We start from the raw sequence: 13,663 nt of genomic DNA on the forward strand, positions 1-13,663 counted from the left end.
GGGCGGGGGTGCGAGGCGGCCCGCACGTTCGTGCATCCGGTGCGGGCGCCGGCGCCGCGACCCGTAGCCTGGTTCGCGACGCAGCAGAGGCGACGAAGGGGTTCCCGTGGCGAACGAGCAGAAGTACGTGATCGCGATCGATCAGGGCACGACGTCGACGCGGGCGATCGTGTTCGACCACGACGCGACGATCGTCGCGACGGGCCAGCGCGAGCACGAGCAGATCTTCCCCGGGCCCGGCCTCGTCGAGCACGACGCGCTCGAGATCTGGGCGAGCACCCGCGAGGTGATCGGGCAGGCGCTGTCCGGCCCCGAGATCACGAGGCACGACGTCGCCGCGATCGGCATCACGAACCAGCGGGAGACGGTCGTCGTGTGGGACAGGGCGACGGGTCGGCCGATCCACAACGCGATCGTCTGGCAGGACACGCGCACGCAGGACGAGATGGACCGTCTCGCCGAGGCGGGGGAGGGCGAGCGGGTGCGCCGCCTCACGGGGCTGCCCATGAGCGCCTACTTCTCCGCCTCGAAGCTCGCCTGGATCCTGGACAACGTCGAAGGAGCGCGGGAGCGCGCCGAGGCAGGGGACCTCCTCTTCGGCACGATCGACACGTGGCTCGTCTGGAACCTCTCGGGCGGTTCGGCGGGCGGCGCGCACGTCACGGACGTGACCAATGCGAGCCGCACCATGCTGATGGACGTCGAGAGCCTCGAATGGTCGGACGAGATGCTCGAGCTGTTCCGGATCCCGCGCGCGATGCTGCCGAGCATCCGGTCGTCCTCCGAGGTCTACGGCGCCGGCAACCCGCAGAGCCTGCTGCGGGAGACGCCGATCGCCGGCATCCTGGGCGACCAGCAGTCCGCGACGTTCGGCCAGACGGCGTTCTCGCGCGGCCAGTCCAAGAACTCGTACGGGACGGGCAACTTCGTGCTCCTGAACACGGGCGAGGAGATGGTGCGCTCCGAGCACGGCCTCATCACGACCGTCGCCTACCGCCTGGGGGAGGAGCCCCCCGTCTACGCTCTCGAGGGCTCGATCGCCGTGACCGGTTCGCTCATCCAGTGGCTGCGCGACAACCTCGGCATGATCTCCTCCGCGCCGGAGGTCGAGGAGCTGGCGCGCAGCGTCGACGACAACGGCGACGTGCACATCGTGCCCGCCTTCTCCGGGCTGTTCGCGCCGCACTGGCGCAGCGACGCGCGCGGGGCGATCGTCGGCCTGACGAGGTTCGCGACGAAGGGGCACTTCGCCCGCGCGGCGCTCGAGGCGGTCGCCTTCCAATCGCGCGAGGTGATCGACGCCATGAATGCCGACGCCGGTGTGCCTCTGTCGGAGCTGCACGTCGACGGCGGCATGGTGCACAACGAGCTGCTGATGCAGTTCCAGGCCGACATCCTCGGCGTGCCCGTCGTGCGACCGGTCGTCTCCGAGACGACCTCGCTGGGCGCCGCGTTCGCGGCGGGCCTCGCCGTCGGCTTCTGGCGCGACCGCGAGGAGCTCGGCGCGCTCTGGGCCGAGGACGCGCGGTGGGAGCCCCGGATGCCGGACGACGAGCGCGAGGCGCGCTTGGCCCGGTGGAAGAAGGCCGTCGACCGCACGCTCGACTGGGTGGAGTGACCCCGGCTAGTTCTCGGCCCTGCCGAGGCGCCAGTAGCCCATGAACGCCACGGCCCGGCGGTCGACGCCGACCTCGCGGACGAGGTGGCGCCGGATGCGCTTGATCGCGCCGGCCTCGCCGGCGACCCAGGCATACAGCGGCGCGCTCTTCAGCGCTGCACCGCCCTTCGCGGTGCGCGGCACCTCCCAGAGCAGGCCGCTGTCGACGTCGACCTCCTCGACGTCGGAGCCGCGGCCGTCGGGGCAGAGGGCCGCGGCCTGCTCGGCGGCCGCCCGATCGAGGTGGGCGTGCCGCTCGCCGTCGCCGCGGCCGGCGACCTCGATGTGGAAGCCGGGGTGCTCGGGCAGGTAGGCCGCGTCGGCCTCGTACGGCACCTCCAGCACGACGACGCCTCGCGCTTCGCGGGGCAGCTGCTCGAGCATCACCGCGATCGCGGGGGCCGCGGTCTCGTCTCCGACCAACAGGTACTTCTCGGTTCGCTCCGGCGGCACGAAGTCGACGCCGAGGCGCGCACCGCCGTGGTGGATCGTCGGGGCGGCCAGCATCACCTCGTCACCCGGTGCCGCGTCGCGGATCCACGCCGAGGCGGGGCCCGACACCTCGTGAGCGACCATGTCGACGTCGACCTCCCGCAGCTCGTTGCGCACGGCACGGGTCGTATACGTGCGGAACGGGTGGCGCTCATCCGGATCCTGCTCGCGCCACGGCGTGTACCAGTCGTCGGCCGTCGGCATCGTGTCGAGCGAGCCGCCCGGGCGGGGGAAGACGACCTTGATGCGCTGGTCGTACCCGGGGTCGCCGTACTCGTGCAGGTCGTCGCCCGTGAAGGTGAACCGGCGGAAGCTCGGCGTCAGGTCGGTGATGCGGCTGACCCTGGCGCGGAAGAGTCGCATCGGGCGGGTGTCGGTCGCAGCTGCGGTGCTCATCTGGGCGCTCCTGCGGGCTCGGCCGCGGCGCTCGCCGCGGGGGTGTCGGTCGTGGATGTCTCCGGTGCGCCCGGGGCGGCGTCGCGCGGCGCGCTGTGGTGGCGGCCGCGCGGGATGACGAGGGGCGTCCCCGAGACGGGGTCGGCCGCGACCACGGCATCGAGGCCGAAGACGTCGGCGATCAGCTCCGGCGAGACGACGTCGGCCGGCGCGCCAGAGGCCACGAGGCGGCCCCGCCGCATCGCGAAGATGTGGTCGGCGTAGCGCGCGGCGAGGTTGATGTCGTGCAGCACCATCGCGATCGTGGTGCCGCGGGAGCGGTTCAGGTCGGTGAGCAGGTCGAGCACCTCGACCTGGTGCGCGAGGTCGAGGAAGGTCGTCGGCTCGTCGAGCAGCAGGACGTCGGTCTCCTGCGCGAGGGCCATGGCGATCCACACGCGCTGGCGCTGGCCCCCCGAGAGCTCGTCGACGACGGCATCGGCGAGGCCTGTGATGCCGGTCGCCTCGAGGGCCTCGGCGACGGCGCGGTCGTCCTCGGCGCCCCAGGAGCGGAACAGCTTCTGGTGCGGGTGCCGCCCGCGCCCGACGAGGTCGGCGACGGCGATGCCCTCGGGCGCGACCGGCTGCTGGGGCAGCAGGCCGAGGGTCCGCGCGAGCGCCTTGGTGCTGCGCTTCGCGATCGCCTCGCCGTCGAGCAGCACCGCGCCGCCGGTCGCGGGGACGAGGCGCGAGAGCGTCTTCAGCAGCGTCGATTTGCCGCACGCGTTGGCGCCGACGATCACGCTGATGCCCCCGGCCGGCAGCTCGAGGCTGACGTCGTCGACGATCGTCGTCGAGCCGTAGCCGGACGACAGGGCGTCTGCGGCGAGCGTTCGGTCGGCGGTCATGAGGATGCCCCCTTGCGGTTGGTGCGGATGAGCAGGACGAGCAGGTACGGCGCGCCGAGGATACCCGTGATGACGCCGACGGGGAACTTCGTGTCGAACGCGAACTGCCCGATCAGGTCGGCGGCGAGCACCAGGCACGCACCGACCAGCGCCGACGGCACGACGAGCGAGGCGCCTGCACCGACGATGCGCTGGGCGATGGGCCCGGCGAGGAAGGCGACGAAGGCGATCGGCCCCGTCGTGGCGGTCGCGACGCACGCGAGGGCGACGGCGGAGAGGATCAGTGCGACGCGGGTGCGGCCCACCCTGACGCCGAGCGCCGTCGCCGATGCGTCGCCCAGCTCGAGCGCGCCGAGGTCGCGCGAGAGCGCGGCCACGACGGGCCCCAGCAGCGCCAGCGCGAGCACGAGGGGCCAGAGCTCCTCCATCCGGGCGCCGTTGAGGCTCCCCGTGAGCCAGCGCATCGCGACGGGGACGTCCCACTCGGCGGCGCGCTGGATGACGAAGGCCACGACGGCATCGAGCATCGCCCCGATTCCGATGCCGATCAGGATCAGGCGGCCGCCCGTCGATTCGCCGCCGCGCGCGGCCGCGTAGATGACGGCGGCGGTGGCGACGCCGGCGACGAGGGCGATGACGGTCGTGGCGCCGCCCGAGAGGTGCAGCACGGCGAGCGAGATCACCGCCGCGGCGCTGGCGCCCGAGGTGATGCCGATGACATCCGGGCTCGCGAGCGGGTTCCTCAGCATCGTCTGGAACGTCGAGCCGGCGATGCCGAACGCCGCCCCGGCGAGCAGGCCCGTCAGCGCCCGGGGCAGCCGCTGCTGGCCGACGGTGAAGCTCGCGCCCGGCACGTCCTCGCCCGCGAGGACCCGGATGACCTCGGCGACCGGGTAGAACGTGGTGCCGACGAGCAGGGTCGCCATGATCAGGAGCAGGGCCAGCGCGGCGAGCACGGCGGTCCCGACGGCGCGGCGGCGCCGCCGGCGCCTGCGGCCGGCCAGGAGCGCGGCGGGGGCCTGGCGCGCGGGCGAGGTCATCAGCATCACAGGCCCCGCATCCGGGTGCGCCTGGCGATCATCACGAGGACGGGGGCGCCGAGGAAGGCCGTGAGGATGCCGGCTTCGACCTCGCCCGGCGAGCCGAGCACGCGGCCGGCCGTGTCGGCGAGCGTGAGCAGCACGGCGCCGCCGATCGCCGAGATCGGGAGGATCCAGCGCTGGTCGGGGCCGACGACCATCCGCACCACGTGCGGGATCATCAGCCCGACGAAAGCGATCGGGCCGCACAGCGCGGTCGTCGCTGCGCACAGCACGACGCCGGCGATCGCCGCGATCGCGCGGGTACGTCCGACGCTGACGCCGAGCCCGGATGCCGTCTCGTCGCCGAGTGCGAGGGCGTTCAGGGCGGAGGCGCAGATCATCGCGACGGCGCCGGCGACGAGCAGCAGGGGTGCGGCGGCGGCCATCGACGCCCATTCGGCGCCGCCGGTTCCGCCGACCTGCCAGAACCGGAAATCGTTCATTGCGGCGGCGCGCGGGAGCATGACTGCGCTGACGAGCGACGACAGGGCCGCGGTCGTGGCCGCGCCCGCGAGGGCGAGCTTGATGGGCGTCGCGCCGCCGGCACCGATGGAGCCGACGACGTAGACGAACGCCGCCGCGAGCGCCCCGCCGGTGAGCGCGAGCGCGAGGTACTGGTAGGTCGAGGAGATGCCGAAGAACGCGATGCCGCACACGACGAACAGCGCGGCACCCGTGTTCACACCGAGGATGCCGGGGTCGGCGATCGGGTTGCGGGTCAGCGCCTGCATCACCCCGCCCGAGACCGCGAGCGCCGCGCCGGCGACGAGCGACAGCACGGTGCGCGGGATGCGCTCCTGCACGGCGATCGCGCCGATGTCCTCGGGCGCGCGCCCGGCGAACCACGCCGTCAGGCCGTCGGCGATCTCGGTGAGGCCGACGCTGCGCGAGCCGAAGGCGAGGGAGACGACGAGCGCGATGGCGATCGCCGCGACTCCGACGACGACCGTCGCGGCGCGCCTGGTCGCCCCGGTCGTGCGTGCGGCCGGGGCATCGACGGCGGTCAGCGTCGCCGCACTCACTTCGCGCTCGTCGCCGCCTCCTCAAGGATGCCGACGTAGTCGTCGAGCATCCAGGGGATCGAGAGGGCGGTCGGGGTGACGGCGCCGCTGAACGCATCGCCGTTGCCGGCGATCGCGACCGCGCCGGCCTCGACGGCGGGCACGGTGCTCCACAGCGGGTCGTCCTGCAGGGCCTGCGCCGTCGTGTCGTCGCCGTAGGCGACGATGACGTCGAAGTCGTCGAGCATGTCGGCGTTCTCGGCTGCGACGTCGAGGTAGAAGGCGCCGTCCTCCGTCGCCTGCTCGGCCGTCTCGGGGAACTCGAAGCCCAGGTCGCCGAGGAACGCGGTGCGCGAGTCGGAGGTGCCGTAGACCGACACGACCGAGAGATCGGCGGGGTTCACGTACACGAAGGCGGCCTTCTTGCCGGCGAACTTCTCGCCGCCGTCGGTCGCCTGCGAGATCTGGTCCTCGAGCGAGGCGATGAGCTCCTCACCGGCCTCCGCCTGACCGAGCGCCTCGGAGTCGAGCCGGATGGTGTCGCGCCACGGTGTGAACCAGGGGACCTCGGGGTAGGCGACGACGGGGGCGATCTCGCTCAGGGTGTCGTAGTCCTCCTGCGTGAGGCCGGAGTACGCGGCGAGGATGAGGTCGGGCTGCGAGTCGGCGATCGCCGTGAAATCCGTGCCGTCGGCGGTACTGTAGACGACGGGCTCCGGCGCGCAGAGGGCCGCGAATCCGTCGGTCGTCCAGTCGTACAGCCCCAGGCCGTCGCTGCTGTCCATCGACCAGGTCTGGTCGTCGGCGCCGACCGGCGCGACGCCGAGCGCGAGAGCGACGTCCTGGTTGCCCCAGCCGATCGACGCGACCCGCTCGACGCCGGCGGGGATCTCGGTCGTGCCCAGCGCGTGCTCGACCGTGACCGCCTCCTCCGACGGCCCGGCCGCCTCGAGGCTCGGCGTGCAGTCCTCGGCCGCGGGCTCCTCCGCGGCGGGGGAGGCGCCGCCTGCGCAGGAGGCGAGCAGGAGTGCGGTGCCGGCGAGGGCGACGGAGGCGATCCAGGGGCGTGCGGACATCATGGCCTTTCGGGTGGTGTTCGGGTGCACAGCGGCGAGGGCCGGACGGCGTGCACAGGCAAGGATTGCCTAAAATCCAGGCGACCGCAAGGTGAGCCTTACCTAAATGCCGAGTGGTGTCGCGGCGCGCCCCGCGTCGATTCGCAACGTTCAGCGACGATCTGGCAGAATAGAGGTTTGGAACGCGGGAACGACCCTCTATCCTTCTCTGCGAACCGCCATCAGAGCTTCCGCCGGCGTGCATGACCCCACGCGCGAGGCGATTGGTTCGACCACTTTCGAAAACCACAGGAGAATCGTGGCTGTCAAGATCCGTCTGAAGCGCTTCGGCAAGATCCGCGCGCCGTACTACCGCATCATCGTGGCCGACTCGCGCAAGAAGCGCGACGGTCGTGTGATCGAGGAGATCGGCAAGTACCACCCCACCGAGCAGCCCTCGTTCATCGAGGTCGACTCGGAGCGTGCGCAGTACTGGCTGAGCGTCGGCGCCCAGCCGAGCGACCAGGTGCGCGCCATCCTCAAGCTGACCGGCGACTGGGGCAAGTTCAAGGGCGACAAGGACGCGAAGAGCACTGTCCAGGTCGCCGAGGAGAAGGCCGCCTTCGCGGTCGACGCCAGCAAGAAGTCGGTCATCAAGCCGAAGGCCGAGAAGAAGGCGGCAGAGCCCGCCGAGGCTCCGGCCGAGGACGCGGCTCCGGCCGAAGAGACCGCAGAGTAATCGCCGTGCTGGCCGCCGCGCTCGAACACACCGTCAAGGGGATCGTCGATTCCCCGGATGACGTACGAATCGTTTCGTCGACCACGCCCCGCGGCGATGTGCTGGAAGTGCACGTCGCCGAGGAGGATCGTGGCCGTGTGATCGGGCGCGGCGGTCGCACCGCAAAGGCGCTGCGCACCGTCGTGAGCGCCCTGGCAGACGGCAAACGCGTCCGCGTCGACGTCGCCGACGACTGATCGTGGCAGAGCGCGCAGCCAAGCCGCAGCTCCGAGTGGGGCGCCTCCTCAAGGCCCACGGCCTCAAGGGCGCCCTCAAGGTCGAGCTGTACACCGACGACCCCGATCGTCGGTTCGTCCCTGGAGCGGAGTTCACGCTCCAGGTTCCGCAGGACTCCAAATGGCACGGCAAAACCGTCGTCGTGCGGGAGTTCCGCTGGATGAACAATCACCCCGTCGTGTTCCTCGAGGGCATCGACGACCGCACGGAGGCCGAGAGCATCGTGCGCGCCATCCTGTGGATCGACCAGGACGCCGCCGAGTCGGAGCCCGAGGACGACGCCTGGTACGACCACCAGCTCGCGGGCCTCGATGTCGTGCGCGACGGCGAGGTCATCGGCAAGGTGTCGCGCGTCGACCACCTGCCCTCGCACGACCTGCTGATCGTCAGGGCGAACGGCGACGAGGTCATGGTGCCGTTCGTGGCGGCCATCGTCCCCGAGGTCGATCTCGCGGGCGGTCGCGTCATCGTCACGCCCCCGGCGGGGCTCTTCGAGGAGCTCCCTGAGGAGCCGGCGCCCGCCGACGGCGCGCTCGAGCCCGAAGGCGGCGACAGGGCGGCCTCCGAGTAGGAGCGCGGCTCGGCGCCCGCGGCGGATCCGGAATCTCGGAGCCGCGGCGAACTAGACTGTCCCGGTGCGCCTGGATGTCATCACGATCTTCCCGTCCTTCTTCGACGTGCTCGACCTCTCCCTGGTCGGGAAGGCGCGCGAGCGCGGCCTGATCGACGTCAGGGTCCACGACCTGCGCGACTGGGCGCACGATCGCCACCGCACGGTCGACGACACCCCCTACGGGGGCGGCGCCGGCATGGTGATGAAGCCAGAGCCGTGGGGTGAAGCGCTCGACCACGCGCTCACGGACGACGGGGTGCTGCTCGTGCCCTCGCCGGCGGGGGAGCGCTTCTCGCAGCCGATGGCGCGCGAGCTCGCCGACGAGGAGCAGCTGGTCTTCGCCTGCGGCCGCTACGAGGGCATCGACCAGCGGGTCATCGACCACTACGCGGCGAAGGGCCGCGTGCGGCTCGTGAGCCTCGGCGACTACGTGCTCAACGGCGGCGAGGTCGCCGCGATGGCGATGATCGAAGCCGTGACGCGGCTGATCCCCGGCATGGTGGGGAACCCGGCGAGCCTCGTGGAGGAGTCGCACGAGGAGGACGGCCTCCTGGAGTATCCGATCTACACGAAGCCCGCCCAGTGGCGCGGCCTCGAGGTTCCGCCCGTGCTGCTGAGCGGCAACCACGGCGCCGTCGACGCGTGGCGCAGGGAGCAGTCCATCGCCCGCACGCGTGAGCACCGCCCCGACCTGCTCCCGGACGACGCCGAATAGCTCCCGACCGACCCCTCGGGCGGTCGCGCGCCCCGAACGACTCCCGTCATCCGGCCCCGCGACCGCTATGCCGGCGTGCGCTCCGGCCCCGCCTCGGCGGGCGCGTCGGTGAACGCCTCCTTCGGCACGAGCAGGAGCGCGGTCGCGGCGACGAGCGCCGTGATGCCGCACACGAGCCAGACCGTGACGTAGCCCGAGAGCGAGCCCGCGGTCGACTCGGGGCCGGCGGCGGCGACGCCGTTGAGCAGCGCGATGCCGAAGACGCACGATGCGACGGCGCCGCCGACCGTCTTGACCGAGTTCGTCAGGCCCGTCGCCACGCCGGTCTGCGCGGGCGGCGCCGCAGCCGCGGCCGCGGCCGGCAGGGCCGCGACCAGCGCGCCCGAGCCGAGGCCGGCGAGCATCATGTTCGTGATCGTCTGCGCGTACTCGTCGTGGAAGGGCAGGAACAGCAGGTATCCGAGACCGACCAGGAGCGACGCCAGGATCAGCGAGACCCGCGGCGTCGTCGCGCGCGCGACACGGGGGAAGGCGAGCGCGCCGACGATCATCGCGACGAGGTAGAGCCCGATGATCAGAGACGTGGCGAATCCGGTCGTCCCGAGGCCGTATCCGTAGACATCCGGATCGGTGCGGGCGAACGTCGACAGCGGCGCCTGGGCACCGAGCACGCTGACCCCGAAGAGCCCGGCCGTCAGGAAGATCGGCCACAGGGCCGGCGACCGGAACATGCGCACGTCGATGAGGGGGTCGGGGTGCCGGCGCTCCCACAGCACGAAGGGCACGAGGAGCGCGATGCCGAGCGCGGTCACGGCCCACGCCGCAGCAGAATCCGGCCCTCCGACGCGGAGCAGGCTGAGCCCGCCCGTGAAGGCGATCAGCGCGAGCGAGACGAGCGCGAGGCCCACCGTGTCGAGGCGGCCGCCGACCGGGTTCGGCGACTCCTCCACGCCGAACAGGATCGCGAAGAAGCACGCGACGACGGCCGCCGCGGGGATGAGCAGGACGGCCCGCAACGGCAGTGCATCGATCAGGGCGCCGCCGATGAGGGCGCCGCCGATCGCGCCGAACTCGAGCGCGGCCACGAGCAGGCCGGCCGCCTGGGCGGTCACGGCGGCCGGCCGGACGCCGCCGCGCTCCGCGATGCGCCTCGCCCTGATCCAGATGAGCGCGACCTCGAGCGGCAGCCACACGACGTAGACGCCCTGGAGCGCCCAGGCGATGAGGAACACGGCGAACGAGTCGATGAACGGCAGCGCGAGCGATGCGGCGGCCGTGATCGCGGTCGAGATCAGCAGCATCCGCTTGTGCCCGACCATGTCGCCGAGCTTCGTGAAAGCGGGGACGACGAGCGCCGAGAGCATCAGCTGCCCGCCCTCGATCCAGTTCACGTCGGCGTCGTTGACGCCGAGGTGGCGCGCGATGTCGGTGAGCATGGGCGTGTAGTAGCCCTGGATGATGCCGCTCGTGAACTCGACGGCGGCGAGGAAGCCGACGACGCCCATGAGCGCCCTGACGCCGGTGCGCGGTGTCACGACGGGCTCCCCGCCGCGAGCGCGCGCCGCTCGCGGGTCACGACAGCCCCCGGATGAGCGCCTCGTGGAACGCGCGGCCCCGGGCGAGGGAGAACGCCTCGACCCACTCGCCGACGCCGTGGATCGAAGCGCGCTGCGCCGACGACATCTCGAGCGGCGCGAACCGGTAGACAGCTGGCCAGCGCGCGTGGAAGTGCCGCGCGTCGCTCGCCTGCATCATCAGATACGGAGCGGGCAGCGCGTCGGGGTACGCGGCGCGCACGGCATCGGCGATCGCGGCGAACTGCGGCCCGTCGACGGGCGACTCCGGCGACGGGTCGTCTCCCTCGAGGAGCTCGACGTCGACGCGGCCGTCGCGGATGCGCCGCCGCACGCGCCGCGCGGCGCCGCGGGCCGTCTCGCCCGGGATGATCCGGAGGTTCAGGGTCGCCGATGCCCGCGACGGCAGCACGTTCGCGGCCGAGCCTCCCGACTGCATGGTCGCGGCGATCGTCGTGCGCGCCAGGGCCGCCGGTTCGCCGCCGAGCGCGGCGAACACCCGGCCGCCGAGCCACGGCCAGCGGGCGAGGAGGCGCAGCAGCGGCCGCGCGGGGCCAGTCGCCCTGCCGGCGAAGACCCCGATCATCCGGGCGACGGATGCCGGCATGCGCGGCCGGAACGTGCCGGGGCCGAGGCGGCTGACGGCGCGCGCGACGCGATCGATCGCACCGGGGCCGCGCGGGGCCGATGCGTGCCCTCCGTCGCCGGAGGCGCTGAGGCGGAGTGTGGCGACCCCCTTCTCGCCGACGCCGATCATCGCGGCGCGGCCCGCGACGAAGGGCAGTGGGGCGTCGACGACGGCGCCACCCTCGTCGACGACCAGCCAGGGGTCGACGCCGCGCCCCGCGAGTTCGGCGGCGATGGCCCGGGCCGAGGCGCCGTGGACCTCCTCGTCGCCGCCGAACGAGAGGTAGACGTCGCGTGCGGGGGAGAAGCCGTCGGCGAGGAGCTGCTCGACGGCCTCGATCGCCACCAGGAGCGGGCCCTTGTCGTCGAGCGCGCCGCGACCGAACACCTTGCCGTCGGCGACGAGCCCGGCGAACGGATCCTGCTCCCAGCCATCGGCCGCATCGGCCGGAACGACGTCGTAGTGCGCCATCAGCACGAGGGGGTCGCCGTCGCCGCGCCCGCGCCACCGGTACAGCAGCCCGCGGTCGCCGACGAGCTCGACATCGAGCTCGGCGTGCACCCGGGGGTACAGCTCCTGCAGCAGCGCACGGAACTCCTCGAACGGCGCCTCGGAATCGGCACCAGCGCTGACCGTGGCGACCCGGATCATCCGGCCCAGCCGTTCGGCCATATCGGCGTCTTCACCCATGCCACGACAGTAGCCGAGCCCTCCCGCGTTCCCGCGCCCCACCGGGGCGAGCGCCGCCGCGCGCGGTCCCGAGGAGTTCGCGCCCGCGCGGAGGTCTCCCGCGTTCTCGTCCTCGATCCCGCTGATCCTCCTCGGTGGTGCGCGATCGCTCGCACCGGGATGCGCCGGTGGCCCTGGTTCATGTAAGCTGTAGTGCTCGGAGAGATTCCGAGCCGCCCGGCCGCCGGGCACGATGCGCCCTCGGGCGCTGATAAGTGCACAGAGTGTGAGAGGTTCCCTTCTGCGGAAGGATCCACGGGGCTGATCGGTTTCGACAGCGCCTGCCGATCTGACAGAAGCGGGCCGAGGATGCGGGGTTATCTCGTTAACGCCCCCCGCGAAACTATAAGTGCCAACGCTAACGCTAAGCGCACTGACTTCGCCCTCGCAGCCTAAGCTGCGAGCCCGAGTCCGTCAGACCGTGGTCGACCCCGACACGGACCCTGGCGCCATCTAAGGGGTCTTGCTGTGCGACGGGGCCGCGACGTCGTACGGGACTCCTCTGCGGCTGGGCCCGTCGACCTATGTGTCTGTGCTGAAGGTCGGGGCCGAGCAGAACGTCTCCACAGACTGCGCCCGGAGAAACTTCAGTGAACCAGCGTTGGACGGGGGTTCGATTCCCCCCAGCTCCACAGACGATTGAGGCGAGAGGCAGGAGCGCTCGCGCTCATGCTCGAGCCGATTGAGTCTGTTCCCGGTTCTATGGACCACAGACGATTGAGGCGAGAGGCAAGAGCGCTCGCGCTCATGCTCGAGCCGATTGAGTCTGTTGACCGGCACGTCGGTGCCGGGAACACAGACCTCTCACCCTTTGCACAACCCCCGCGTTCCCTCCTCTTGACAGGGAGCGCGGGGGTTTCTTCATGCGCTGGCAGCCCGTGAGCCGGCGCGGGTCCGAATCCATCGGCGCTCCGGTCGTCCGCGGTGGTGCGTTCGAGGCGCTCGTCGGCGTCGCGCGCCCGACCGAGGGCGGTGGCGGTATCGGGGCGTGGGGTCGGCCGGGCTCAGGCCAGCGAGTCGTCCGACTGCACCTCGCTCCAGACGGACAGCATGTGCGAGCGGGAGTGCGCCTCGGCCTCCTCGCCGCGGCCCGCGCTGACCGCGGCCGCGACGGACTCGTGCTCCTCGAGGGTTCCCGCGGCGGGGACGGGCGGCGTCAGGCCCAGCCGGGTGCGCCCGGTGAGCACCTCCCGCACGGGTGCGCGCAGGGCGATCAGCTGCGGGTTCCCGGATGCCTGGAGCAGCAGATCGTGGAAGGCGACGTCGGCCTCCAGGAAGTCGTCCGACGCGCCGTTGCCCTCGGAACCCAGGGCCCGGAGTCGCCCGGCCAGCCGGCGCAGCTCCGCGCGCTGCGCGGGAGTCGCACGGAGGGCGGCCAGGCGCGCCGCCGTCGGTTCGACCGCAACGCGCAGCTCCATGAGCGCCTCGAGCTGCTGCTGGCGGAACGGACCCTGCAGGTTCCACTCGATCACTCGCGGGGCGAATGCGTCCCAGGAATCCCGCGGCTGCACCGTGATGCCGACCCGCCGGCGCGAGGCGACTAGGCCCAGGCTCTCGAGCACCTGCACGGCGTCGCGGGCGATCGTCCGGGAGGCGCCGTAGTCGTTCTCCAGCTGCGCCAGGGTGAAGACTGCACCCGGTGCGATCTCTCCCGCGACGATGCGGGTGCCGAGGTCGCGGGTGACGTCGTCGTGGATGCGGCCCGCCATCGGGTTCCCTTCTCGATGTAACTAGTGATACCTTACTACGGCTATAAGTAGTACTTTTGCGTTGTGGACCGTCGCCGATCCGCTGCGCTCGACCCATGTTCAACGGAGAA

Annotated in this window: 13 protein-coding genes and 1 other RNA gene; 6 read left to right on the forward strand and 8 right to left on the reverse strand. The window is 72.0% G+C overall.

Annotated features, from left to right (window positions below; genetic code table 11):
• Positions 1 to 106 precede the first annotated feature (106 nt).
• Positions 107 to 1,618: a glycerol kinase GlpK gene (glpK, locus tag C0010_RS07825; RefSeq protein WP_105566507.1), complete on the forward strand. Its 1,512-nt coding sequence runs from the start codon at positions 107 to 109 to the stop codon at positions 1,616 to 1,618.
• A gap of 6 nt (positions 1,619 to 1,624) precedes the next feature.
• Here glpK and C0010_RS07830 read toward each other — a convergent pair whose 3' ends face one another.
• Genes C0010_RS07830 through C0010_RS07850 form a run of 5 tightly spaced genes read right to left on the reverse strand, consistent with a single transcriptional unit; the run spans position 1,625 to position 6,591 of the window.
• Positions 1,625 to 2,545 (reverse strand): siderophore-interacting protein, encoded by a 921-nt coding sequence (locus C0010_RS07830; protein WP_105566508.1) that lies wholly within the window; start codon positions 2,543 to 2,545, stop codon positions 1,625 to 1,627.
• Positions 2,542 to 3,432, reverse strand: a complete 891-nt coding sequence (locus C0010_RS07835) for an ABC transporter ATP-binding protein (protein WP_105566509.1) — start codon at positions 3,430 to 3,432, stop codon at positions 2,542 to 2,544. Before C0010_RS07835 ends, C0010_RS07830 begins: the two co-directional genes overlap by 4 nt.
• The gene (locus tag C0010_RS07840; RefSeq protein WP_105566620.1) at positions 3,429 to 4,472 is read right to left on the reverse strand and encodes a FecCD family ABC transporter permease; all 1,044 of its coding nucleotides are present in this window, start codon (positions 4,470 to 4,472) and stop codon (positions 3,429 to 3,431) included. The genes C0010_RS07835 and C0010_RS07840 overlap by 4 nt, the downstream gene beginning before the upstream one ends.
• A gap of 5 nt (positions 4,473 to 4,477) precedes the next feature.
• Entirely contained in the window at positions 4,478 to 5,536 is a 1,059-nt protein-coding gene (locus tag C0010_RS07845; RefSeq protein WP_198410803.1) for a FecCD family ABC transporter permease, read from the reverse strand.
• Positions 5,533 to 6,591: an iron-siderophore ABC transporter substrate-binding protein gene (locus C0010_RS07850; RefSeq protein ID WP_105566622.1), complete on the reverse strand. Its 1,059-nt coding sequence runs from the start codon at positions 6,589 to 6,591 to the stop codon at positions 5,533 to 5,535. The genes C0010_RS07845 and C0010_RS07850 overlap by 4 nt, the downstream gene beginning before the upstream one ends.
• A 298-nt stretch (positions 6,592 to 6,889) precedes the next feature.
• Between C0010_RS07850 and rpsP the strand changes: the two genes are divergently transcribed.
• The 4 genes from rpsP (at position 6,890) to trmD (ending at position 8,913) form a co-directional block, all read left to right on the forward strand.
• Positions 6,890 to 7,309, forward strand: coding sequence for a 30S ribosomal protein S16 (gene rpsP / locus C0010_RS07855; RefSeq protein ID WP_105566510.1), 420 nt, complete (start codon positions 6,890 to 6,892; stop codon positions 7,307 to 7,309).
• Between the two features lie 5 nt (positions 7,310 to 7,314).
• Positions 7,315 to 7,545 (forward strand): KH domain-containing protein, encoded by a 231-nt coding sequence (locus C0010_RS07860; protein ID WP_105566511.1) that lies wholly within the window; start codon positions 7,315 to 7,317, stop codon positions 7,543 to 7,545.
• Complete coding sequence (gene rimM / locus C0010_RS07865; protein ID WP_408631076.1) at positions 7,545 to 8,156, forward strand: ribosome maturation factor RimM; 612 nt, start codon at positions 7,545 to 7,547, stop codon at positions 8,154 to 8,156. Before C0010_RS07860 ends, rimM begins: the two co-directional genes overlap by 1 nt.
• Before the next feature lie 64 nt (positions 8,157 to 8,220).
• The gene (gene trmD, locus C0010_RS07870) at positions 8,221 to 8,913 is read left to right on the forward strand and encodes a tRNA (guanosine(37)-N1)-methyltransferase TrmD (protein ID WP_105566513.1); all 693 of its coding nucleotides are present in this window, start codon (positions 8,221 to 8,223) and stop codon (positions 8,911 to 8,913) included.
• Between the two features lie 65 nt (positions 8,914 to 8,978).
• Here trmD and C0010_RS07875 read toward each other — a convergent pair whose 3' ends face one another.
• On the reverse strand, positions 8,979 to 10,418 hold the full coding sequence (locus C0010_RS07875; RefSeq protein WP_105566623.1) for an MFS transporter: 1,440 nt from the start codon (positions 10,416 to 10,418) through the stop codon (positions 8,979 to 8,981).
• 67 nt (positions 10,419 to 10,485) lie between these two features.
• Positions 10,486 to 11,805 (reverse strand): M20/M25/M40 family metallo-hydrolase, encoded by a 1,320-nt coding sequence (locus C0010_RS07880; protein WP_105566514.1) that lies wholly within the window; start codon positions 11,803 to 11,805, stop codon positions 10,486 to 10,488.
• 296 nt (positions 11,806 to 12,101) lie between these two features.
• Between C0010_RS07880 and ssrA the strand changes: the two genes are divergently transcribed.
• Positions 12,102 to 12,479: a transfer-messenger RNA gene (gene ssrA / locus C0010_RS07885) on the forward strand.
• A gap of 369 nt (positions 12,480 to 12,848) precedes the next feature.
• Here the strand turns inward: ssrA and C0010_RS07890 are convergent.
• Positions 12,849 to 13,553, reverse strand: a complete 705-nt coding sequence (locus tag C0010_RS07890; RefSeq protein WP_105566515.1) for a FadR/GntR family transcriptional regulator — start codon at positions 13,551 to 13,553, stop codon at positions 12,849 to 12,851.
• Between the last annotated feature and the right edge of the window lie 110 nt (positions 13,554 to 13,663).

It is taken from the genome of Microbacterium halophytorum (assembly GCF_002970975.1).
GTDB lineage: Bacteria > Actinomycetota > Actinomycetes > Actinomycetales > Microbacteriaceae > Microbacterium > Microbacterium halophytorum.

Bases quoted from the DNA above. Each gene is read 5' to 3' on its own strand.
- C0010_RS07890 (WP_105566515.1), bottom strand. From the start codon at position 13,553: ATGGCGGGCCGCATCCACGACGACGTCACCCGCGACCTCGGCACCCGC.
- C0010_RS07880 (WP_105566514.1), bottom strand. From the start codon at position 11,805: ATGGGTGAAGACGCCGATATGGCCGAACGGCTGGGCCGGATGATCCGG.
- C0010_RS07830 (WP_105566508.1), bottom strand. From the start codon at position 2,545: ATGAGCACCGCAGCTGCGACCGACACCCGCCCGATGCGACTCTTCCGC.
- C0010_RS07840 (WP_105566620.1), bottom strand. From the start codon at position 4,472: ATGACCTCGCCCGCGCGCCAGGCCCCCGCCGCGCTCCTGGCCGGCCGC.
- C0010_RS07835 (WP_105566509.1), bottom strand. From the start codon at position 3,432: ATGACCGCCGACCGAACGCTCGCCGCAGACGCCCTGTCGTCCGGCTAC.
- C0010_RS07850 (WP_105566622.1), bottom strand. From the start codon at position 6,591: ATGTCCGCACGCCCCTGGATCGCCTCCGTCGCCCTCGCCGGCACCGCA.
- C0010_RS07875 (WP_105566623.1), bottom strand. From the start codon at position 10,418: ATGGGCGTCGTCGGCTTCCTCGCCGCCGTCGAGTTCACGAGCGGCATC.